This is a genomic window from Exiguobacterium sp. SH3S1 (assembly GCF_004337105.1).
In the GTDB taxonomy this organism is placed as follows: Bacteria; Bacillota; Bacilli; order Exiguobacteriales; family Exiguobacteriaceae; genus Exiguobacterium; species Exiguobacterium aurantiacum_A.
In genome coordinates this window covers 421,564-443,462 of the sequence record NZ_SJUW01000001.1, presented here as the reverse complement: position 1 = coordinate 443,462, position 21,899 = coordinate 421,564, and the positions used below count along the sequence as shown (strand labels likewise).

Below are 21,899 nucleotides of genomic sequence, written 5' to 3'. Positions count from 1 at the left end.
TGAACGGGCAAGTATCGTATAATTGTCATACTGTATAGCAATACATTAATGAACGAGGTGGAAAGATGCAGAAAATGTTTGAAAGCAAATGGTATCGCTTCTTATTTTGGACGTTGACGATTTTCTTAGTGATCTTGGTCGGGACAGAGATCTCATTCGTGTTCGAACCGATCCAAGTCATATTGGCGCTCGTCACGGTACCGCTTATTATTTCAGGACTTTTCTTTTATTTTCTCGTTGGAGTCGTCGATTATTTAGAACGACGGTCCGGGAAACGTGGCATATCAGTCGCAATCACGCTAACATCGCTTATCCTGATCATCACGCTCGTTTTCAGTATTCTCGGGCCCGTGCTCGTCGAACAAGTGACCGATCTCGTCAACGCGATGCCGAGCATCGCCAAAGAGTTGCAGCAACAAGCGTTCTCAGTGCGTGACTCGCTCATGCAAAACGAGTTCCTGTCGCGCTTCATGGCGGAGAACGATGACATGTTCACCGATTTGACCAACAATGTCACCACATACCTCGGTGATATTTTTGGCAATATCGCTTCTTCATTCGGCCAAGTCATCGGATTCATTACATCAGCTGTCATCACGATCGTCGTCATTCCATTCATGTTGCTCTATATGCTGCTTGACGGAAAGCATTTGCCGGACTCGATCGTCAAGCTGCTCCCATCGAGCTATGAGAAAGAGACACGTAAAATTTTGAATGACATGCATACGACCGTTAAAAACTACGTGCACGCCCAACTGATCGTCGCGTTCTTCGTTGGGATCACGTCGCTCATCGGTCTTTGGATCGTCGGTGTCGACTACGCCATCTTGCTCGCACTCTTCATGATGGTGACGAACATCATCCCGTACGTCGGACCGTTCCTCGGGGCGGCACCGGCCGTCGTCGTCGCCTTCATCCAAGATCCGATCAAAGTGCTCTGGGTCATCCTCGTCATCATCATCGTCCAACAGATCGAGGCGAACGTCATCTCCCCGCTCATTCAAGGGAAGACGCTCAAAGTGCATCCGCTCACGATCATCATCGTCTTACTCGTGGCCGGTAACCTGGCTGGGATCATCGGGATGTTGATCGCGGTTCCGACTTATGCGGTGGCGAAAGTCGTCGTCAAAAACATCGTCCGCATCTATAAATTGAAGGAGCGACAACATTACCTCGAGTCGGAAGAAGAAGACAAGCCGGAAAGTACGATTATCACAGATTCATCGTCACTAAAATGACGAAACAAGTAGAAATGGCCAATTTGACCGTTTCTACTTTTTTTCGTCACAAAAAGTTCTTAAATTATTTCACGAAAATCGAACAGAAGATTATAGTTCCTAAATAAAAATTGTTATAATGTACGATAGAGACGTAAAAAAAAGACAACCGCCACTGTGATTTTAGATGAGGGGAAGAGGTACATGCATATTGTCGTCGTTGGACTAAATAACAAGACAGCCCCTGTCGCGATTCGGGAGCAGTTCTCGTTTGGGGAGCAAGAAATCGTGGACGCGATGATTGCGCTCCGCGAAGAGAAAAGCATTTTTGAATCGGTTATTTTGTCGACCTGTAACCGTACCGAGCTATACGTCGTCACAGACCAGCTCCATACGGGTCGTTATTATACAAAACGTTTTTTAGCGAACTGGTTTGATTTAGAGATGGATCAGTTCACACCATATTTGTCGATCCGTGAAGGCGAGGAAGCGATTCGTCACTTGTTCCGTGTCACGTCGGGGCTCGACTCGATGATCATCGGGGAAACGCAGATTTTAGGACAAGTCAAGTCAAGCTTCTTCCGCGCCCAAGAGAACGGGACGACGGGGACGGTGTTTAATAAATTGTTCAAAGAAGCCGTGACGCTCGCCAAACGGGCCCATACTGACACGCAAATTGGGGAAATGTCGGTATCGGTCAGCTCGGCTGCGGTCGCGCTCGCGCAAGAGATGTACACGCGCCTCGATGACAAACAAGTCGTCGTCGTCGGTGCAGGTGAGACGGGTGAGCTGACAACGCTCAACTTGTTCGAAGCCGGCGCCAAACAAATTGCCGTCTTCAACCGGACTGAAAGTAAAGCGAAAGCGGTCGCTGCCAAGTTCAAAGGCCGGGCCCACTCGATCCGCGAGATTGCCTGTGGACTGCTCGATGCCGATATTTTGATCAGCTCGACCGGCGCCAAAGAAGCCGTTATCGCGTATGATGACGTTGCCGCAGCGCAATTGCTACGTCGGGAACGACCACTTCTTCTCATTGACATTGCCGTGCCGCGAGATATCGATCCAGCGGTCCGGTCGCTTCCGGGCGTCCATTTGTTTGATGTCGATGACTTGAACGGGATCGTCAATAAAAACTTGGCAGCCCGTCTCGTCGAGGCAGAAAAGATTGAAGTGAAGATTGATGAGGCGATCCAAGAGTTCCAAGCATGGCTCGTCACGCTCGGTGTCGTGCCGATCATGAACGAGTTGCGCTCACGTGCGCTCACCGTCCAAGAAGAGACGATGGAAAGTCTTGAGCGCAAGCTCGACCATCTGTCGGACCGGGACAAGAAAGTCATCGGCAAGCACATGAAGTCGATCATCAACCAGATGCTTCGTGAACCGATCGACTACATTAAAGACGCGGCCGCTCAACCGGACGCGAACACGCGCATCGCCCAGTTCGTCGAAGCGTTCGCCCTAGACGTCGACGTTCCGGCTGCGGATACAGAACCGGAAGAGCTAGAAGCGATGGCGGCTAAAGCACCACTTCGCGCATTGATGCGCTAATACAAACCAAAAAGGCGGCGGATCTCGTCGCCTTTTTCTATGAAGGGGACTAAACATTATGCGTAAAATTATCGTCGGCTCACGCCGCTCGCAACTCGCGATGACACAGACGAAATGGGTCATCGAACAATTGAAGCAAGCCGGGGCCCAGAACGAGTTCGAGATCAAAGAAATCGTGACGAAAGGTGACCAAATCGTCGACGTCCAACTGTCGAAAGTCGGTGGGAAAGGCTTGTTCGTCAAAGAAATCCAACAGCAGATGCTCGCCGGTGACATCGATTTCGCCGTCCACAGCATGAAAGACGTGCCGGCCGAACTGCCGGAAGACCTCTTTATCAGCTGTATGCCAAAACGTGTCGACGCGCGTGACGTCTTGATTTGCGAGAACGGCTATACGCTCGAGACGTTGCCGCAAGGCGCGGTCATCGGGACGAGCTCGCTCCGTCGCGGTGCACAGATGCTCGCGGCCCGTCCGGACTTCGAGATCCAATGGATTCGTGGCAACATCGATACGCGCTTGAAAAAACTCGATACCGAGAACTTCAACGCCATCTTGCTCGCGAAAGCGGGACTTGAACGTATGGGTTGGACCGACCGCGTCAAGTTCGAAGCGCTCGACGCCGACATGATGGTACCGGCCGTCGGACAAGGTGTACTCGCGATCGAGAGCCGGAAAGACGACGCCGAAGTGACGCAGATTTTACAGCTCCTTCACGATGACGTGACGGCGAAAGCTGCCACAGCGGAGCGGACGTTCTTGAAGGCGATCGAAGGCAGCTGCCACGTACCGGTTGGCGGTTACGCGACGGTCGACGGGGACACGGTCACGCTCACCGGCTTGATCGCCTCGGTCGACGGCAAAGACGTGCTCCGTGTGACGAAAACGTCAACGGACGAAGTCGCGCTCGGTCAAGACGTCGCTGACGACTTGCTCGGACGTGGCGGACGCGAGATCCTCGCCTCGGTCAATGTGTGACGTCTGGTACACAGGGACAAAACGACTGACCGCTTCGCAACGGGCCTTGCTCGACGCGAGCGGTCTTTCCGTTCATCACGTCCCGATGATCGAGACACGGCTGACCGGGAAACCAACGCCAACTGATTCGTTCGACTGGCTCGTCGTCACGAGTCAAACCGCTGTCCCAGCGCTTCAAGACGTTCCTCGGGACGTTCAAGTCGCTGCCGTCGGCGAGAAGACGCGGGACGCGCTCGAGGCAGAAGGATTCACCGTTTCGCTCATGCCGGAGACGTATACGGGCGAGGCGTTGTTCCGCGAGTTGGCGAACGTCGTCGGTGAGGATGACGTCGTCTTGTTCGCCCGTGGGGATTTGGCGAACATCGAGCATATGCGACAATTGCCGCATGTGTACGACTGGGTCGTCTATGAGACGGTCGAGAAAGCACTCACGGCCGATCAAGCGGCCGCGCTCGAACATGTCGAGGCGCTACTCGTGCTCAGTCCGTCCGCCGTCCACGCGCTCACGCCTTACCTCGAACGGTTCCACGGGACATGGTACGCCATCGGTGAAGTGACCGAGCGGGCCGTCCGAGAAGTTTCGACGTTACCGGTCCGAGTGCCTGAGTGTTATACTATGGATGCATTAATACAGTGTGTAGGGGGAGATTTTTCATGAACCAATTCGACCGTCACCGTCGTCTGCGCTCGTCGAAGTCGATGCGTGCACTCGTACGTGAAAACCATGTTCGGAAAGAAGATTTGATTTATCCGCTCTTCGTCGTCGAAGGGACAAATATTAAACGCGAAGTCAGCTCGATGCCTGGCGTCTTCAACTTCTCGCTCGATCGTCTCGAAGATGAGATCCGTGAGCTCGTTGACCTCGGGCTCGAGTCCGTTCTCTTGTTCGGTGTACCTGAGCATAAAGACCCGGAAGGCACGGAAGCGTACCACGATCACGGCATCGTCCAAGAAGCGATCCGCAAAGTGAAAGAGTGGGCACCACAGCTCACGGTCATCGCCGACACGTGCCTCTGTGAATATACGTCGACGGGCCACTGTGGCATCGTGAAGAACGGTGACGTCGATAACGACGCGTCACTGCCGCTTCACGTCCAGACGGCAATCACGCAAGCGCAAGCGGGCGCAGACATCATCGCGCCGAGCTCGATGATGGACGGCTTCGTCGCCGCCATCCGCGAAGGGCTCGACCAAAACGGCTTCAGCCACATCCCGATCATGAGCTACGGCGTCAAATACGCATCGGCGTACTACGGCCCGTTCCGTGACGCGGCGCAGTCGGCGCCTGGTGAAGGCGACCGCAAAGGCTATCAGATGGACCCGGCCAACCGTCGTGAGGCGTTCCGGGAATCACAGTCAGACGTCGAGCAAGGTGCCGACTTCATGATCGTCAAACCGGCGCTCGCGTTCATGGACATCATCCGCGACATGCGCGACTCGCTCGATATGCCGATCGTGGCGTATAACGTGAGCGGGGAGTACGCGATGATTAAAGCGGCGTCGATGAACGACTGGATCGATGAACAACGTATCGTCATGGAGACGATGGTCGGTTTCAAACGGGCCGGTGCCGATTTGATCGTCACGTATTTCGCAAAAGACGTCTGTCGCTATTTGGAAGGAGAATTCGCATGACATACAAGCAAACTCGCTCAGAAGCAGCGTTCAAACAAGCACTCCCACTCATGCCGGGCGGGGTCAACAGCCCGGTCCGTGCCTATAAATCGGTCGGGATGACGCCGATCTTCGCCGAACGCGGTGAAGGTTCACGCGTCTACGACATCGACGGCAACGAGTATATCGACTACGTCCTCTCATGGGGACCACTCATTCTCGGTCACCGCGACCCGGTCGTCATGAAAGCGATCCAAGATCAGGCTGAAAAAGGCTGGACGTTCGGGACACCGACAGAGCTTGAGACAAAGATGGCCGAGCTCGTCATCGACCGCGTCCCATCGATCGAGATGGTCCGCATGGTCAACTCCGGTACGGAAGCGACGATGGCGGCTCTCCGTCTCGCACGCGGCTATACGGGCAAGACGAAGATCTTGAAGTTTGAAGGCTGCTACCACGGCCACGGGGACTCGCTCCTCATCAAGGCCGGATCTGGTGTCGCGACACTCGGTCTCCCGGACTCACCGGGCGTCCCGAAAGACTTGGCGAGCCATACGCTCACCGTCCCATACAACGACCTCGACGCGCTTCGCATCGCGTTCGAGAAGCACGGCGACGACATCGCCGGCGTCATCGTCGAACCGGCTGCCGGCAACATGGGCTTCGTCCCGCCGCAGCCAGGATTCCTCGAAGGACTTCGTGAAATCACGGAACAAAACGGCGCGCTCCTCATCTTTGACGAGGTCATGACCGGCTTCCGCGTCGGCTACAATTGCGCCCAAGGTTACTTTGGCGTGACGCCTGATCTTACGTGCCTCGGCAAAGTCATCGGCGGTGGCCTTCCGGTCGGCGCATACGGCGGCAAACGGGAGATCATGGAACACATCGCACCGCAAGGGCCGATCTACCAAGCAGGGACGCTTTCAGGCAACCCGCTCGCGATGATCGCCGGCTACACGACGCTGTCGCAACTCAAGCCTGAGCACTACGAGGAGTTCGAGCGCAAAGCCGACCGTCTCGCGGCAGGTTTCACGGCAGCGGCCGAGAAATATAACATCCCGCACGACACGAACCGGGCCGGCTCGATGTTCGGCTTCTTCTTCACGAACGAGAAAGTGACGAACTTCGAGAAGGCGAAAACGTCGAACCTCGACATGTTCCGCTCGTACTATCAGAAGATGGCGGCGCGTGGCGTGTTCTTGCCACCGTCACAGTTCGAAGGCTTGTTCTTGTCGACTGTGCATACAGACGAAGATATCGATCAGACGCTCGCGGCGGTCGAAGCGACGTTCAAAGAGCTACAACAAGAGTTTTCACTGTAATCTTGACTGAAACGTCTTCAATCGCTACAATTGTTTAACAGATACGTTTAAAAGCTATGATGAGGAATAGTACGCAACAACACTCCTTTCTAGAGACGCGGCCGCTTGGTGCAAGGTCGCGAGGGAAGTGTGCGGAAGTCGCCTCGGAGCTGACCTTGTGAATCAAGTAGGAAGGTCCGGTCCATCGACCGTTATTCGATTTTGAGGGCGCCACGTGTTGGCGAACTAAGGTGGTACCGCGGAAGATACGGCTTCTTTCGTCCTTAGCGTTAAGGACGAGAGTAGCCGTTTTTTGTGTAGACAGATAGAGGAGGATTGGCACAATGACCAACGAAACAAACGAAATCAGCATGCCGACGAAGTACGACCCGAGTGCGACGGAAGCGAAATGGTACGACTATTGGATGGAGAACAACGTGTTCAAGGCGGACGAGGACGACTCGAAACAGCCGTACACGATCGTCATCCCGCCACCGAACGTCACAGGGAAACTTCACCTCGGACACGCGTGGGATACGACGCTCCAAGATCTACTCACGCGCTTGAAGCGCATGCAAGGCTATGACGTTCTCTGGCTCCCAGGGATGGACCACGCGGGTATCGCGACACAGGCAAAAGTTGAACAGAAGCTCCGTGAGGACGGCATCATGCGTTACGACCTCGGACGCGAGAAGTTCCTCGAGAAGACGTGGGAATGGAAAGACGAGTACGCCGACACGATCCGTGCCCAGTGGTCAAAACTCGGCCTCGGCCTCGACTACTCGCGTGAACGGTTCACACTCGACGCGGGACTCTCTAAAGCGGTCCAGGAAGTCTTCGTCCGCTTGTATGAAAAAGGCTTGATCTACCGCGGCGAATATATCGTCAACTGGGACCCGGCACAAAAGACGGCCGTCTCCGACATCGAAGTCATCTACCAAGAAGTCGAAGGCGCGTTCTACCATATGAAATATCCGCTCGCTGATGGCTCAGGTCACATCGAGATCGCGACGACGCGCCCAGAGACGATGCTCGGCGATACGGCCGTCGCCGTCAACCCGAAAGACGAGCGCTACGCGCACCTCGTCGGTAAGACGATCATGCTCCCGGTCATGAACCGTGAGATCCCGATCGTCGCGGACGACTATGTCGACGTCGAGTTCGGTACCGGTTGCGTGAAGATCACGCCGGCGCACGACCCTAACGACTTTGAGATCGGTAACCGTCACGAGCTTCCGCGTATCCTCGTCATGGACGAGTCGGGGACGATGAACGAGAATGCTGGCAAGTACGAAGGGCTCGACCGCTTCGACTGCCGCAAGCAGCTCGTCAAAGACTTAGAAGCAGATGGCACGCTCGTCAAAATCGAGCCGCATACGCACTCGGTCGGTCACTCGGAACGTTCAGGCGCGGTCATCGAGCCGTACTTGTCGAAGCAATGGTTCGTCGATATGGAGCCACTCGCCAAAGCGGCGCTCGCAGCGCAAGGCAACGACGAGACGAAAGTCAACTTCGTCCCAGAGCGGTTCGAAGGCACGTACCTCCGCTGGATGGAAAACATCCGCGACTGGTGCATCAGCCGTCAACTTTGGTGGGGCCACCGCATCCCGGCTTGGTACCATAACGAGACAGGCGAAGTGTATGTAGGCAAAGAAGCGCCGGCTGACATTGAGAACTGGCATCAAGACGAAGACGTGCTCGACACGTGGTTCTCGTCAGCGCTCTGGCCGTTCTCGACGATGGGCTGGCCGGACACGGATTCAGCAGACTTCAAACGCTACTTCCCGACGAGCGCGCTCGTCACGGGTTACGACATCATCTTCTTCTGGGTATCGCGGATGATCTTCCAATCGCTCGAATTCACGGGCAAGCAGCCGTTCAATGACGTGCTCATCCACGGTCTGATCCGTGACTCGGAAGGCCGCAAGATGTCGAAATCGCTCGGTAACGGCGTCGACCCGATGGAAGTCATCGACCAGTACGGTGCCGACTCGCTCCGCTGGTTCCTGCTCACGGGCTCGACACCAGGGAACGACCTGCGCTTCTACTGGGAGAAGATCGAATCGACATGGAACTTCGCGAACAAGATTTGGAACGCGAGCCGCTTCGCCCTCATGAACATGGACGGGATGAAGTTTGAAGACATCGACCTCTCAGGTGAGAAGACGCTCGCCGACAAGTGGATCTTGACGCGCTTGAACGACACGGTCGACCAAGTGACACGCCTCGTCGACAAGTATGAGTTCGGTGAAGCCGGTCGTTACTTGTACAACTTCATCTGGGAAGAGTTCTGTAACTGGTACATCGAGATGGCGAAACTCACGCTCTACGGTGAAGACGAAGCGGCGAAAGCGACGACACGTTCGGTGCTCGCGCATACGCTCGACTCGATCATGCGTCTCATGCACCCGTTCATGCCGTTCTTGACAGAGGAAATTTGGCAGCACTTGCCACACGAAGGCGACTCGATCGTCCGTGCGAGCTATCCGACGCGTCGTGACGACCTCCACTATGCGGAGTCAGTACCGGCGTTCGAAGCGGTCATGAACGTCATCCGTTCGGTCCGTAACATCCGTTCGGAAGTGAACGCACCGATGTCGAAACCGATTCAATTGTTCATCGCGACGAGTGACGATACGACGCAAAGCTACTTGAGCGAAAACGAAGCGACGATCGGCAAGTTCACGAACGCAACAGAACTCGAAATCGGTCGTGGCTTGACGGCACCTGACAAATCGATGTCAGCGATCATGACGGGCGCGGAACTATTCATCCCGCTCGCCGACTTGATCAACTTCGAAGAAGAGATCGCCCGTCTTGAAAAAGAAGTGGCGAAGTACGAGAAAGAAGTCGAACGCGTGCAGAAGAAACTCGGCAACCCAGGTTTCACCGGCAAAGCACCGGCTCACGTCATCGACGAAGAGAAAGCGAAAGAAAAAGACTACCTCGACAAGCGTGACGCCGTGCGTGCGCGTCTTGAAGAGTTGCGTAAGTAAGACATCAACCTTCTTTGGAGAATTTGTTCTCCGAGGAAGGTTTTTTTGTGGTTTGGGAGAATTTTGGCATCTAAACGAGAAGAACCACCGACGTCACGAACGACGTTTGGGGGTTCTTCGACGTAGCCATAAAACATAAAGTCCGATTCCCGTGATCCACAGGAAGTGCATGTAGAGCGAATCAGTCAGCCCGACTCGATGCAAATGGACGAGATACACGGCATATAGGAATCCGGCAAGAAGCATCATCGTGAAATAAACGAGTTTCATGTGTCGTTCTCACCACTCCATTCAAGCTCATTCAAATGTTTCATGAACTGGAAAAACGAGACGACTAAGAAAAAGGCGGGCATAGACCAAATCCAGCCACTATAAAACGGACCTTGCCACAGTTCTAGAGAAATCAGACAAGCGAAACCGAGAGAAATGAGTGAAGCAAGTAGTCGCATAGTAAACCTCCAGAGTGTCGTTTGTCTATAGTACGCATCCAAACGATAAAAGGTTCCTAAAAAAACCATCCCGCGAAAGCGAGATGGTTCATGTGCCACAAAACGTCTGATACGGATACGTCCGCTCTGGTCCCGGCGACACGTAACGCCCGTAATCGGCTTCGTAGTCATACGGCTGACGCAACACGTCAAGCAAGGCGGTTGTCGGACCGAAGTCACCTCGTTCAGCTGCCATGATCGCTGATTCGACGTGATGGTTGCGCGGGATGACGGCCGGATTGTGTTGGCGCATGAGTCGCGTCACATCTTCGTCTGGGAGAGCTTGTTCAGCGAGACGTTTACGCCATGCCGAAAGCCAGGCCTTCCCATCGTCACGCGACGCGAACGGAAGTGACTCCGTTTCTCCGAGCGTGAGCGCGCGGAACGTGTTCGTGAAGTCGGCCTCGGTCTCCATCATGAGTCGGAGCAGTTCGTCTGTCAGCGCGTCGTCCTCGTCTTTTCGGACGTAGAGGCCGATCTTATGGGCGAGGCCGGTGAAGTATGCTTGTTTATACGTCTCCGTATAATCGTTCAACAGCTTGTTGGCGATATCGACGGCAGCTTCCTGCGTGTCGGCGAGCAGCGGCAACAGCGTCTCGGCGAGTCGGGCCAAGTTCCACGACCCGATATACGGCTGGTTCGCGTAGGCGTAACGGCCCTCGCGGTCGATCGAGCTGAAGACGGTGTGCGGATGGTATGAGTCCATGAAGGCGCACGGGCCGTAGTCGAGCCCTTCGCCGCTGATGAACGTGTTATCCGTGTTCATGACACCGTGGATGAAGCCGACGAGTTGCCAGTCGGCGATCAGTTTCGCCTGACGTTCGATGACGCGTCCGAGGAACTCTTCGTAGCGGTCAGGACGACCTTCCAGGTCCGAGTCGTGACGATGGATCGCATAGTCGGCGAGGGCGGTGACGTCATCGATCGACCCGGCCGCGTATTGGAACGTGCCAACGCGGATATGGCTCGAGGCGACGCGGGTCAGGACGGCACCGTGCTTCGGCCCTTGACGCATGACCGGCTCACCAGTCTTGACGACGGCAAGTGCCCGGTTCGTCGGGATGCCGAGCGCGTGCATCGCTTCACTAATCAAATATTCGCGTACCATCGGCCCGATGGCGGCCCGGCCGTCACCACCGCGTGAGTATTCGGTCGGTCCTGAGCCTTTCAACTGCACGTCGACCCGTTTACCGTTCGCTGTGACGTGTTCCCCTAAGACGAGGGCGCGTCCGTCACCGAGCATCGTGAAGTTGCCGAACTGATGCCCGGCGTACGCTTGCGAGAACGACGTGTCGGTCTGCCGATTACCGGACAGGAGCGCCACGTCTTCTTTCAATGCATCAATATCGAGTCCGAGTGTCTCGGCGAGGGGTTCATTCAATAAGACGAGTTCTGGTTTGTCGACCGGGTTGATCGGCCCACGGTCGTAAAACGTGTCACGAAGTTCGACGTATGTCGCTTCAAAGTTCCAACCTGTGTCTTTCATCTGAATTCCTCCTATCTCTGTTCGCTTCGAGTATAGCACAGCCGATTCCCTACGTAGGGCTTCAGAATTTTGGTAAGATGAGAGGGAAGTGTTAGAACAGGGGTGGGTTAAAGATGGAGACAAGACAAGACGTATTTGAATGGCTGAACGGACAACTGCGGTTTGGGATCAAGCCTGGATTGAATCGAGTCGAGTGGATGCTCGAGACGTTAAAAATTGACGAATTGCCGTCGATTCACGTGGCCGGGACGAACGGGAAAGGGTCGACCGTCGCGTTTTTGCGGGCCATGGCGACGAAACAGGGGTTGAACGTTGGGACGTTCATCTCGCCGTACATCATCCAGTTCGAGGAGCGGATCATGTTGAACGGCGAACCGATTCACGAGATTGATCTCGTCCGCATCGCGAACCGTGTCCGTGACCGTGCCGATGAGTCACCGGAGACGTTGACCGAGTTTGAACTGCTGACGGTCATGGCGAAGCTGTACTTCCATGAACAGCAACCGGACCTCGTCATTTGGGAAGTCGGTCTCGGGGGCCGGCTCGATTCGACGAACGTGTTGAAGCGACCGCTCGCGACGGTCGTGACGTCGATCGGGCACGACCATCAAGGTATACTAGGCGATACGCTCGCAGAGATCGCCATGGAGAAGTTCGGCATCATGAAACGAGGTGTCCCGATGTTCCATAGTTTGGACGATGCGCAGTTGATCACGTTGCTCGAACAACAAGGGCGGACGATGGAGGCACCGGTGCATGCGGTCACGCCGCTCATCGAGTCGATCGAGGATGGAGTGGACACGGTCGTTACGTATGAAGGACTGCCTGCTGTGACGCTCGGCTTGACGGGTCATCATCAAGCCTACAACGGAGCGTGCGCCGTCGCTGTCGCCCGCCATCTCGGGTGGAAGACCGAGGCGATATTGATAGGGCTTGAGACGGCACAACATCCGGGGCGCTATGAGCTCATCTCAAAAGAGCCGCGGATCATTTTAGACGGGGCGCATAACGCGGAAGGGATTGCCGCCTTGGTCGAGCAGTTGAAACTAGAACGGGACGTCACCGTGCTTGCCGCGACGCTTGCCGATAAGGACCGGAAAGCGATGGTCGAGTCGTTAGAAACGGTCGCAAGCGTCTATGAGACGACGTTCGACTTCCCGCGATCACGGACGAAAGATAGCCTAATCGAAGACGGGGCCCGTTACGTCGAGTGGCAAGACTGGTTGGCGGAATGGATGCGTTCGCCGCAAACGAAAACGCTCGTCGTGACGGGATCGCTTTACTTTATTAGTGAAGTGAGAACTTATTTCCAAAGTTTTCAAAAATGACCTTGCGTTATGGATAAATACGGGGTATGAATGATTATGAGAACGTATGTCATCATCACTTCATCATCCAAGGAGGAAATGCAGCATGGTCAGTCAACAAAGATTGAAACGACCCGTATCAGCGCTTGTCGCGATCGTCTTTTTAACATCACTCCTTACTACAACTTTTTTTGAAATTTATTCGACCGTATCGGCAAGTACGCCGATTAAACCGGTGATTTTAGAAGTGACGGATATTCCGAAACAAGTGAACGGGAAAGTCGATAGAATTAGTGTGGGAGATGATTTCGACGTTCAAAAAATGTCGATAAAGCAATTCAATGCATTACGTTATGATCTACTTGGGCGTTATGACGCGATCGTATTTTCTCCTTCAGGTGCTGAAAATGGGAAAAAATATAATCCTGAGCAAGTCATATATAACTATCAGAAACCTGTAGGGGATAAGGGTACGCCTTATAATGAAGCGGATAATAAATACAAAGCATATATTGAGTCTTTATATGCTACAAAGGAAAAAGATAACGACTTAACTACTTTACGTGTAATTGATTTATCGAGAATGATGAAAGCAGGAATTCCGGTATGGGTACACGAGGATGCTTTCTCAACTCTAACTAATCAGTCTATCGTGAGAAACTTTGAGTCACTCAAAAATGAATCGGATTTAAAAATATTCAACCGAACAGCGGACGCTTCTAACGAAATCAAGCAAGTGTTCCAACAAAGAAAAATGACAAAACTTGAGGAAGTCACAGTCAAACAGAATGGGGAACTTTTAACGAATCAGGTGTCAATCGCCAACGCTGGTAATTTTGCAGTTCGCGGAAAAGCGATTGATTTTTCATATTCGTTGAATTCAACCCCATCTAACGGAGCAACGGTCGAGCTCTATATTGATTTCGACAGTAACGACCGATTCTCTTTAGAAGAAAAAGTTATGACTGTGCCGGCGAAGTTGAGCGATACACTTTCCTATACGATTGATGCACCAAGTTACACAAGCCCACGTTATTGGAAAGTCATTGTAAAGGATGAATCCAATCAAACATATCATTATCGAACGGGACGGTTTTTATTAAAAGATGAGTTTGCAAAAGCGAAGATTTTACAAGTAACAGTCTCTAAAAATGATGGCAGTAGTTTGTTTCAAACGTTTAATGACAGCTTAGACGAAAATGTAGGTGAAACTAGCAAAAATATGCTGAATGAAAGTGGGCTCTATGATTTTGATTTGGAAATCACAGACCTAGAGAGCTTTGAAAACAAAATAAAAAAAGCCGATAAAAATTCTCCGGACTATGATCCTGCTATTGAAAAATGGTTTTATGAGAAAGACTTAATCATTTTTGGATTCAAAGATTCGTTTGGTCGTTTAGATTATAATGGAAACTTACAGAATTATTCGGAGTATGCTGCTGCAATTCCAAATACAACGAAAGCCCTCCAGGAATTTATTAAACGTGGACAAGGTGTGATGTTCTCACATGACATGCTTTATCGTTTGCCAGGTAAAAACGGCTATAAAGAGGATTCGACTAGCCAGCGTGAATGGGAAACAGCATTTGGGCAAGACTTTGCCATTAAAAATTTAATCAACTTCGGTAAACGAGGCGTATATACAACTACAAAAGTCGAGCAGGTTGCAACTGGGTTATTCACGGAATACCCTTACGCTTTGCCAACTAAGCCGACAAATAATATGGTTTCAGAAACGCATAGTCAATATTTCTCGCTTAACATGGCCAACGAGGATTTGACGGTTTGGTATAACCTTTCGAGTGACAAGCATACGCCCGGAGATGCGGCGCATCATTATTACATGTATACCGTCAATAATCTGACGTATACTGGAGCCGGTCATAAGATGACTTTCCCTCAAACACCAGAAAAACAGATTTTTGTAAACACGATGTTCCGCGCATTCATCGGATCCAACCATGCACCTAAAATTGAGGTGCTTTCTCCACCACTCGAGAATAACGTACGGTCCATCTATGATGTAGAACCTCTTTATTTAGCCTGGAACTCAATCGATTACGATTTTAAAGACCAAAGCTTACAAACCCGGGTCGTCATTGACGGCAAACAGATTTTCCCTAAACCAACTTCATCTAAACCAACCTATCAAAATGTGAAAAATAATGAAGTGCAAAGTCTCTTCCATCAACATGATATCAAGGGAGACGGAACACTTCGTGTAGAGATTGAAACGAAAGATAGCGGTGGGGCTGTGGCCACGGAAAAATTTGATGTGAAGGTGAAACCTTCTAAAGAAGCAGTTCACGTATCGCGAACAGTCTCTCCTACGATTGTGGAGGTTGATCAAAGGGCTACACTGACATACGACGTATCGACAAAAGCGCCTGATATTTCTCGACCGAACGAAAACTCATATAAGAAAGAGACTTGGGAAATTCAAGTGAATGAAGTCGTCCCTAAAGGTTATTCTCTATCAGAAACTCAACCAAAAGGATGGTCGATTGATGCTGAGAAGAATATAGTTTCAGCGAAACTTCGTAAAATTGACAATAACCCGATTGAAATTTATGATGCACTCCAAAAGGCTTGGATTCCATTCAAAGAGAATGAAGAGATTCAACTAATAGCCAAAACGATTGGAGACTATGAGTTTACACAAGGGACCTACACGTATAAATTTGTCGGAGACCATGCCTCGAACAATAACGCCAACGGTAAAGATATTGTTCAAGAAGGGGATGGGAAGTTAACTGAACTACGTACCTCGATCACAGAAAAACAAATCAGTTCTATCCAATTGAATGGACCGATTGAACTCGAAGTGGGCGATACTTTTCAGCTTGTCCCAAACATTCAACCGGATTCAGGTAAAAAGTTGAACTTGATTTGGAATAGTTCAGTAAAAGATGTAGCAACCGTCATGCCAAGTTACGTTGATAATAGTGGGATTTTGACAGGGCTAACACCAGGAAGCACGAAAGTGAAAGTAAGTTATACAAAAGGGAATCAAACCATTATTTCAAATGAAATTGACGTAATCGTTATTGATCCCGTGAAGAACTTTAAAGTGAATTCTCTTGAGCTATTAGTCGGACAAAGCGGGACATTAAAACCGACTGTTGAATCAAAAACGGAAAAATATCAAAATTATGCCTTTGAATTTGTGGAAGGCAACGACTTAGTGACACAACAGTCGGATTCAAAACAAGTTAATGTAGTTGCCAAAAAACCTGGGACGGCAAAAGTGAAAGTATCACTCGTCAATCAACCGATTGGTCGAACGATTGCACCGATTTTGGCAACTGTGAAGATTTCACTTCCAACGATGACATTGACTCCAAAAACGGACGACCTTTGGGTTTACCAAAAAACGAAGGAAGTGGATGGGGAACTCACCTCAGAAATGGTCAGGGAAAGTGTGACCTTGAATTTGAATCAAAATACGGACAAGCCGCTTCCGATTGTTTGGTCGATTGCAAATCGAGACCCAGCGCTTCAAATCGTTGGCAGTTCAACCTCGGAGCGAGTCGAAGTGCAAGCTATTCAAGGCACATATCCGATTGTAGGACCGATTATCGTCACCGGTGCCTTCCGTGATTTTAGTGATCAATTCGTCAGTTCACAGATTACTGTGAAAGAATATCCACAACGTATTGTCTCTCCGAATTTAGAGCTATATGTTGAAAATTCGCCGTTCGTCTACGCACCACAGTTTTACCCTGCGACTTCAACCGTACGTGGCTATGGTATGCGAGTCGTGCAAGGGAATGATGTTGTAGAAGTGATTGACAATACGAAGTTAAAGTTAAAAAGACCAGGACTTGCAAAAGTTCAAGTAGCGACAGAGGATGTTAGTCGTTACTTTGGAGCTGGTGAAGGCCCGGAAGTTGTTTACTCTGAATTCTATGTGCGCGTAAAAGAAGGTTCAGACCCTAATCCAGAATCACAAAATGATGCAGGTGACTATTACTGATGACTTCGAAGAAACAGAAATGGATTGGTGTAGGAGTTACAGTGATGTTTTTAAGCATTACTGTAACGTTCGTTTATATTCATCTTCAAAAACAAGCGTTAGAAGAAGCGATTGTATCATTTGATCAGCAGCAAGTAGAACAGATTCTCGACAGACCATTCATCGAAGCGGAAGAGCAGTGGATGGATCTTGCTTACTATTACCACAATACCGCTTCTGTCATTTCCTTGTATGAAGCAGGTCTACCATTAGAATCTGAAGAATGGATTAAAATAGCTGACACGTCTTCTGTAGATGAGTTTCAAAAGATGATTGAGTTAGGTGCGCCTCTCGATGTGAAACAGAACGATCGTTTATTGATCGAGGGTTTATATGGAATGAATGATGACCCCGAAAAGTGGCTAATTGCACACGAACAATTGCCTTATTCTTATTGGGTCAAATATCCACAGTTGCTACAGATAATGGTGACAGAAGGAAATACGAACGCATTTGAAGACATGATTCGTCGGATGAAGCCAGAAGACATTCCATATGACGAAGTTGTTCCATTGATTCTGCGTGCGTATCAACCTCAAATGTTAACGGTTCTGCGTGAAAAGGGGTATACGTTAACTACTCAAGACATCGCATATGCAAAAGAATTGAACGTACAAATTAAATAAGCGAGAGGCCGCGGCCTCTCGCTTATTTAATTTGTACAGGATGACTGACAAAGAACTGGAGTTGGTTCGTGACCGGTAACGTTTCGAGCTGATTGAATACGGCATCGTTATACGTCAATTTCAATCGAGATTGACTGGCCGCATGCGCCGGTACTTGGCGGTCGAAATATTCGAGAGGGGTCAAACCGTCACCTTGTTCAAAAGAACCGCGGAAAACGTTCACGACAAGCGGTCCTCTGCTATAAAGTCCTCCATTCACTTCGAGGATGGAACCTACCGCATATACTTTCGTTTCTTCTCCGGAGTCGCTATACATGAACGCCTGAAGTATTGTCGGCGTGTCATCGAACTCGTTAATCCGGTTCAACAAAATCTTGCCTTTTGACAATAGGATGAGGGAGTTCCCACTCTCTGCATCGATTGGAAGGATATTGGCACGATCGATGAACGTGTCCTTGAGTGTATATACGGTCGAATTAAAAGATACGTTCCCCCTAATCGTCAAGTTTCCTCGTACGATCAATGGTCGAGCAATCGTTAGTTTGTCGAGCGATTCAATCACGACGTCCCCATCTAATAAAAGAGGAGCACTTGACTCGGTGATGGACTCGGTGACATACATGGCGCGATCTGACAGGGTTGACGGTAGTGTCAAAATGGTCGGGGCGTTTAAAGCGTTATAAGCATCCGCCCGTAAGTATGAAGTCGGTCGCTCGATAATTGATGAACCATCTTCCGATAATACCCGTTCGAGCTCGAAGACTTGATCGGTCGAAGCAACCAATCCCTCTTCAAAAATTTTAGAGTCGACGTTGCTCGTGTAAGCGAGCGGGGTATCGAGACGACGATTCAAAAATTCGATGATTGAATAGTCATATTGGAATGGGGAAAAGCTACTTGGTGAGACTCCCACATCTGCCATTTCGCCAGCCCGTTCTGTTCCAGCAGTGAAATAGTTTTTTTGTTGGCAACTCGCGCATGTTCCTTGATCCGACAAATCGATTCGGCCATCCAAATGCAACAGACTTGAATCAACGTTTTTAATAGTGAATCGATCGGGACCAAGTTGATAATTGGCATCTCTCATGAATGTAAGCGGCCCATTTGAATACATATTTCCTTTAACGGTCGGCATCCCGTTCACCGTCAGCTGCTCATCCGACCCGAGCACGTAATACAAAAAAGCGGGCAGAGCCGTCAAATAGAGGTCTTGCGTGTATTCGACCGACAGGAGCGGTTGCTCGGGATTTGTTTGCCGGCTCGCGACGACGTTCACTTGCAAAATCTTCGTGAATGGCGCGGTGTCGAGCAGGTTTGCGTCCGCATTTTCTTTTAATTGGATCGAATAGCTGATCTCACTGTCGCTCTCGCTCGGAAGATTGAGGAACGGTTCGTCTGAAACGAGTGCGCCTTGAATCGCGTCATTAAAAGCCGACTCCGACTCCATATGAGCTGGTACATCATTTGCGTCATGAAGAGGGAAACGGTTTCGAACATCCGCCGCAATCAGATTGAGCGCACTTTTTGCGTCTTCGTTCAGCTGCGTATCTTCCGTGCGGATGACCGTCAGCTTATTCGTGACCAAGTTCACTTGCATGGCAGCGAGCGATAAGACGGCGAGCGCGGCCATCGTCACGAGTACGAGTACGAGCACATAGCCTTCTTCTCGTTTATGCATAAGTGGTGCCTCCTTTCTTCTCAAAATGGGATCGAGCTTTTAAACGTTTTAATGGAATCGGGATTTGCCTTCAACGATAGGTTCATCTCGATTTCAATCAAGCCGCTCGTTATATAGTCCGGACGCCGTGGATCATAGACGGGCTCGATCAGTTGAATTGAAATATCATCTAACAAGACGTTCGGGTTGCTCGGCACGTATGAATCTGCTGATAAGTTCAAGCTGATCGGTTCGTATCCGGCTTCCCGATAAATCATCCCAGTCGATGAGATGCGAGGTTCGGATAGTTGGTGGAATTGGTAGGTGTCATTTATTTCGGTGACGGCATCAAATTCACTCCGGTTGACTTCGGATAGGATGGACGTGACTAAATAGTCGGCCTCACTGCGCAGTTCGCTCGTTTCGTTCGTCAATTGAAAACCGAGCGTACCTGAAATGAAGGCAGTGATGATGACACCGCTTAAAATCGCGGCGACAACGACAGTCACGAGAAGCTCGACGAGCGTAAAACCTTCGGATGCTTTACTGAACGAGTTCACTTTCTGGGACAGCCGTTTCAGGGAACGGCTCGCGTAACGTTGCATTCGAAATCACTCCTTTCAACGTGACAGGTGTTCGGAGTCGATCGGTCGTCACGGAAATCTCGACTTCGATTGTATTTGGCGGCAGCGTTGACAATTGGGAGATGGTAGCGACGTACGTCTCACCATGAATCCGATAATCAGAACAAAAATCACATTCTGAACTCACGCCGTTTCGATTCAACAGTTTATTCAAGTCAAGCGTTTCTTGAACAGCTGAGGCTCGTCGATCTAATGTATGCAGTGCGTTTTGAGCGACTTGGTTGGCGATGGTCGTACTCAGACTATCATTCGTCGTCTTCAGACTTTGGCTGAATATGTTTAATAAGGAGAACGAAACAATCGATAAAATGACGATTGACACGAGTACTTCGACGAGCGTAAAACCTTTTTCAGAACGGGCCAACGCATTGACCTCCTTTTCAAATATAATAAAATACTAGGAAAAAAGCGTATGATTACCTAAAAAAATGTTAATTTCTATCCAATGCATATTATACTAAAGTTAGAGGACAAACGGATAGTAAATCGGAAGTCTCATTTTACATAGGGGGAATCGGAATGAAGCATTATGGGATGCACTTTTTCATCCTGACATGTCTTGTGTTGCTCGTGTCGTTACCGACAATCGGGCTCGTCAACTATCTCGACGCGTCAGCGAAGACGAGTGCTACATATAAAGACACACGTGTCGCCGGGATCGACATATCGGGGATGACAAAAGAAGAGGCGGTCGTCCGTCTCGATAATGCCGTCAAAGACTTCGCGAACGCACCGTTCACGGTCACGCTCGTCGACGGGACGGCGCTCGAGGTCGGGAAAGACGTCGTATCATTCAACATCGACGACACGCTCAAAGCGGTATCGGGACCAGGGGACTATCCGCTCATCACATCAGTCGATGAAGAGCGGATGGCTCCGTACTTAGAGAACCAACCCGTCACGATGACGATGGTGACACCACCGCTCGTCGCCTCGGCGTCTAAGTTCGATTCGAACGTCGCCCTTGAGATGGTCGCGGCGGAGAACGAAGTCGTCGCGTCGATGACGATTAGTCCGACGCCGGCAATGCGCTCGGCGTTAGAACGGATGAACGGATTTGAAATGGATGCAGGCGACATGTTCAGCTTGAAGTCGTTCGGGGAAGATTTTGAAGCACTCACGCCGCTCGGTTCGTCGCTTTATAAATTGTTTGCGGCGACTCCGTTCAAAGTGCTCGAGCGCGTCCCACATGAAGTGCTTCCGAGCGGCATCGAGCTCGGCTACGACGTCAAAATCGATGCCGACTCGAACTTCGCCGTCCAAAACACGGAACAATCGTCTTACGCCATCATCGTCCTAGATGAAGGGAACGTGATGACGGTGCAACTGCTTGGGAAAGCGTTCGTCGGCGCGTATGAATCGCGGGTCGAAGAAGTCGCAATCGTGCCGTACCAGAACGTGATCCGCTTCTCCCCATCACTCCCGGCCGGAAGTTCGTCAGTGACGCAATCCGGTCAAACTGGAGAGTCAGGGAAGTTGTATCGCATCCGTGTCACCGAGGCAGGCGAGACGCGTGAACTGTTGGGCTTTGACTTCTATGAGCCGGTACCGGAGATCGTGACGAAAAGTTCGGTCCCGCTACCGCCGCCAGAACCGGTTGAACCGGTCATTCCGACGTTCCCGGACGAAACACTGGACGACGATCCGTTTAATGACGATATAGAAGACGACGGATTGAATGAATTTGAAGAGCAACCGCCGGTGGACGAGGATGTCCCGGCGTCTAGCGAGGAGGCAGTCGGATGATCGGATATGTAATACTGCTCGCCTTTTGGGTGCTGGCCACGTTGACCCTGTTTGCCTTGTCGATCCCATACGTACGGAAGCGCGAGACGAAACTCGTCGTGTCGGTACTTGTGGCCGTGTTATCGCTCGGTATGTATATGCTGTATGCGGAATCGCTTGAACGGACGTGGTGGGCTTGGCTCCTCATCGTCATCGGTTTAGCGGGCGGCGCAGCGTTGAGCGTCTTCATTGAACAGCGAGACGTCGAGCAGGAGGTACCTCAGAGGATGGTGAAGTAA

At 50.9% G+C, this 21,899-nt stretch carries 17 protein-coding genes and 1 other annotated feature; of the genes, 12 read left to right on the top strand and 5 right to left on the bottom strand.

Annotated features, from left to right (window positions below; genetic code table 11):
* Positions 1 to 65 precede the first annotated feature (65 nt).
* The 7 genes from EVJ26_RS02230 to EVJ26_RS02200 all read left to right on the top strand — a co-directional run bounded on the left by EVJ26_RS02230 (position 66) and on the right by EVJ26_RS02200 (position 9,652).
* Positions 66 to 1,238, top strand: a complete 1,173-nt coding sequence (locus EVJ26_RS02230) for an AI-2E family transporter (RefSeq protein ID WP_236635483.1) — start codon at positions 66 to 68, stop codon at positions 1,236 to 1,238.
* 183 nt (positions 1,239 to 1,421) lie between these two features.
* On the top strand, positions 1,422 to 2,765 hold the full coding sequence (gene hemA / locus EVJ26_RS02225; RefSeq protein ID WP_131469252.1) for a glutamyl-tRNA reductase: 1,344 nt from the start codon (positions 1,422 to 1,424) through the stop codon (positions 2,763 to 2,765).
* Positions 2,766 to 2,823: 58 nt separating this feature from the next.
* On the top strand, positions 2,824 to 3,741 hold the full coding sequence (hemC, locus tag EVJ26_RS02220) for a hydroxymethylbilane synthase (RefSeq protein ID WP_131440976.1): 918 nt from the start codon (positions 2,824 to 2,826) through the stop codon (positions 3,739 to 3,741).
* Positions 3,734 to 4,399: a uroporphyrinogen-III synthase gene (locus EVJ26_RS02215; RefSeq protein WP_131469702.1), complete on the top strand. Its 666-nt coding sequence runs from the start codon at positions 3,734 to 3,736 to the stop codon at positions 4,397 to 4,399. Before hemC ends, EVJ26_RS02215 begins: the two co-directional genes overlap by 8 nt.
* Entirely contained in the window at positions 4,396 to 5,376 is a 981-nt protein-coding gene (gene hemB, locus EVJ26_RS02210; protein ID WP_071399362.1) for a porphobilinogen synthase, read from the top strand. Before EVJ26_RS02215 ends, hemB begins: the two co-directional genes overlap by 4 nt.
* Positions 5,373 to 6,677, top strand: a complete 1,305-nt coding sequence (gene hemL, locus EVJ26_RS02205) for a glutamate-1-semialdehyde 2,1-aminomutase (protein ID WP_131469656.1) — start codon at positions 5,373 to 5,375, stop codon at positions 6,675 to 6,677. The genes hemB and hemL overlap by 4 nt, the downstream gene beginning before the upstream one ends.
* A gap of 47 nt (positions 6,678 to 6,724) precedes the next feature.
* Positions 6,725 to 6,945: a binding site (T-box leader), on the top strand.
* Positions 6,946 to 7,000: 55 nt separating this feature from the next.
* On the top strand, positions 7,001 to 9,652 hold the full coding sequence (locus tag EVJ26_RS02200; protein WP_131469655.1) for a valine--tRNA ligase: 2,652 nt from the start codon (positions 7,001 to 7,003) through the stop codon (positions 9,650 to 9,652).
* Positions 9,653 to 9,745: 93 nt separating this feature from the next.
* On the opposite strand, the gene EVJ26_RS14370 is transcribed toward EVJ26_RS02200, so the two are convergent.
* A complete protein-coding gene (locus EVJ26_RS14370; protein ID WP_161566974.1) occupies positions 9,746 to 9,922 on the bottom strand; it encodes a hypothetical protein in 177 nt (58 codons plus the stop codon).
* 267 nt (positions 9,923 to 10,189) lie between these two features.
* Complete coding sequence (locus EVJ26_RS02195; protein WP_131469654.1) at positions 10,190 to 11,626, bottom strand: protein adenylyltransferase SelO; 1,437 nt, start codon at positions 11,624 to 11,626, stop codon at positions 10,190 to 10,192.
* Positions 11,627 to 11,739: 113 nt separating this feature from the next.
* Here EVJ26_RS02195 and EVJ26_RS02190 point away from each other — a divergent pair, with 113 nt between their 5' ends.
* From EVJ26_RS02190 to EVJ26_RS02180, 3 genes are all read left to right on the top strand, one after another.
* Positions 11,740 to 12,954: a bifunctional folylpolyglutamate synthase/dihydrofolate synthase gene (locus EVJ26_RS02190; RefSeq protein ID WP_131469653.1), complete on the top strand. Its 1,215-nt coding sequence runs from the start codon at positions 11,740 to 11,742 to the stop codon at positions 12,952 to 12,954.
* A gap of 85 nt (positions 12,955 to 13,039) precedes the next feature.
* Positions 13,040 to 16,909: an Ig-like domain-containing protein gene (locus tag EVJ26_RS02185; RefSeq protein WP_161567598.1), complete on the top strand. Its 3,870-nt coding sequence runs from the start codon at positions 13,040 to 13,042 to the stop codon at positions 16,907 to 16,909.
* Positions 16,909 to 17,574 carry a hypothetical protein gene (locus EVJ26_RS02180; protein WP_131469651.1) on the top strand — a complete coding sequence of 222 codons (666 nt, stop codon included), beginning with the start codon at positions 16,909 to 16,911 and terminating at the stop codon, positions 17,572 to 17,574. The genes EVJ26_RS02185 and EVJ26_RS02180 overlap by 1 nt, the downstream gene beginning before the upstream one ends.
* 22 nt (positions 17,575 to 17,596) lie before the next feature.
* On the opposite strand, the gene EVJ26_RS02175 is transcribed toward EVJ26_RS02180, so the two are convergent.
* The 3 genes from EVJ26_RS02175 to EVJ26_RS02165 are packed head-to-tail and all read right to left on the bottom strand — an operon-like array spanning position 17,597 to position 20,239.
* Positions 17,597 to 19,252 carry a hypothetical protein gene (locus EVJ26_RS02175; RefSeq protein WP_131469650.1) on the bottom strand — a complete coding sequence of 552 codons (1,656 nt, stop codon included), beginning with the start codon at positions 19,250 to 19,252 and terminating at the stop codon, positions 17,597 to 17,599.
* Between the two features lie 20 nt (positions 19,253 to 19,272).
* Positions 19,273 to 19,836: a prepilin-type N-terminal cleavage/methylation domain-containing protein gene (locus EVJ26_RS02170; protein ID WP_236635482.1), complete on the bottom strand. Its 564-nt coding sequence runs from the start codon at positions 19,834 to 19,836 to the stop codon at positions 19,273 to 19,275.
* Positions 19,775 to 20,239: a type II secretion system protein gene (locus tag EVJ26_RS02165; RefSeq protein WP_131469511.1), complete on the bottom strand. Its 465-nt coding sequence runs from the start codon at positions 20,237 to 20,239 to the stop codon at positions 19,775 to 19,777. Before EVJ26_RS02165 ends, EVJ26_RS02170 begins: the two co-directional genes overlap by 62 nt.
* Positions 20,240 to 20,394: 155 nt before the next feature.
* Here EVJ26_RS02165 and EVJ26_RS02160 point away from each other — a divergent pair, with 155 nt between their 5' ends.
* Positions 20,395 to 21,621, top strand: coding sequence for a G5 domain-containing protein (locus EVJ26_RS02160; protein ID WP_236635481.1), 1,227 nt, complete (start codon positions 20,395 to 20,397; stop codon positions 21,619 to 21,621).
* Entirely contained in the window at positions 21,618 to 21,899 is a 282-nt protein-coding gene (locus EVJ26_RS02155; RefSeq protein WP_070327705.1) for a hypothetical protein, read from the top strand. The genes EVJ26_RS02160 and EVJ26_RS02155 overlap by 4 nt, the downstream gene beginning before the upstream one ends.

What these genes read in the sequence shown, in the direction of transcription:
- EVJ26_RS02230 (WP_236635483.1), top strand. Translation starts at nt 66, where the DNA reads ATGCAGAAAATGTTTGAAAGCAAATGGTATCGCTTCTTATTTTGGACG.
- hemA (WP_131469252.1), top strand. Translation starts at nt 1,422, where the DNA reads ATGCATATTGTCGTCGTTGGACTAAATAACAAGACAGCCCCTGTCGCG.
- hemC (WP_131440976.1), top strand. Translation starts at nt 2,824, where the DNA reads ATGCGTAAAATTATCGTCGGCTCACGCCGCTCGCAACTCGCGATGACA.
- EVJ26_RS02215 (WP_131469702.1), top strand. Translation starts at nt 3,734, where the DNA reads ATGTGTGACGTCTGGTACACAGGGACAAAACGACTGACCGCTTCGCAA.
- hemB (WP_071399362.1), top strand. Translation starts at nt 4,396, where the DNA reads ATGAACCAATTCGACCGTCACCGTCGTCTGCGCTCGTCGAAGTCGATG.
- hemL (WP_131469656.1), top strand. Translation starts at nt 5,373, where the DNA reads ATGACATACAAGCAAACTCGCTCAGAAGCAGCGTTCAAACAAGCACTC.
- EVJ26_RS02200 (WP_131469655.1), top strand. Translation starts at nt 7,001, where the DNA reads ATGACCAACGAAACAAACGAAATCAGCATGCCGACGAAGTACGACCCG.
- EVJ26_RS14370 (WP_161566974.1), bottom strand. Translation starts at nt 9,922, where the DNA reads ATGAAACTCGTTTATTTCACGATGATGCTTCTTGCCGGATTCCTATAT.
- EVJ26_RS02195 (WP_131469654.1), bottom strand. Translation starts at nt 11,626, where the DNA reads ATGAAAGACACAGGTTGGAACTTTGAAGCGACATACGTCGAACTTCGT.
- EVJ26_RS02190 (WP_131469653.1), top strand. Translation starts at nt 11,740, where the DNA reads ATGGAGACAAGACAAGACGTATTTGAATGGCTGAACGGACAACTGCGG.
- EVJ26_RS02185 (WP_161567598.1), top strand. Translation starts at nt 13,040, where the DNA reads ATGGTCAGTCAACAAAGATTGAAACGACCCGTATCAGCGCTTGTCGCG.
- EVJ26_RS02180 (WP_131469651.1), top strand. Translation starts at nt 16,909, where the DNA reads ATGACTTCGAAGAAACAGAAATGGATTGGTGTAGGAGTTACAGTGATG.
- EVJ26_RS02175 (WP_131469650.1), bottom strand. Translation starts at nt 19,252, where the DNA reads ATGCATAAACGAGAAGAAGGCTATGTGCTCGTACTCGTACTCGTGACG.
- EVJ26_RS02170 (WP_236635482.1), bottom strand. Translation starts at nt 19,836, where the DNA reads ATGCAACGTTACGCGAGCCGTTCCCTGAAACGGCTGTCCCAGAAAGTG.
- EVJ26_RS02160 (WP_236635481.1), top strand. Translation starts at nt 20,395, where the DNA reads ATGAAGCATTATGGGATGCACTTTTTCATCCTGACATGTCTTGTGTTG.
- EVJ26_RS02155 (WP_070327705.1), top strand. Translation starts at nt 21,618, where the DNA reads ATGATCGGATATGTAATACTGCTCGCCTTTTGGGTGCTGGCCACGTTG.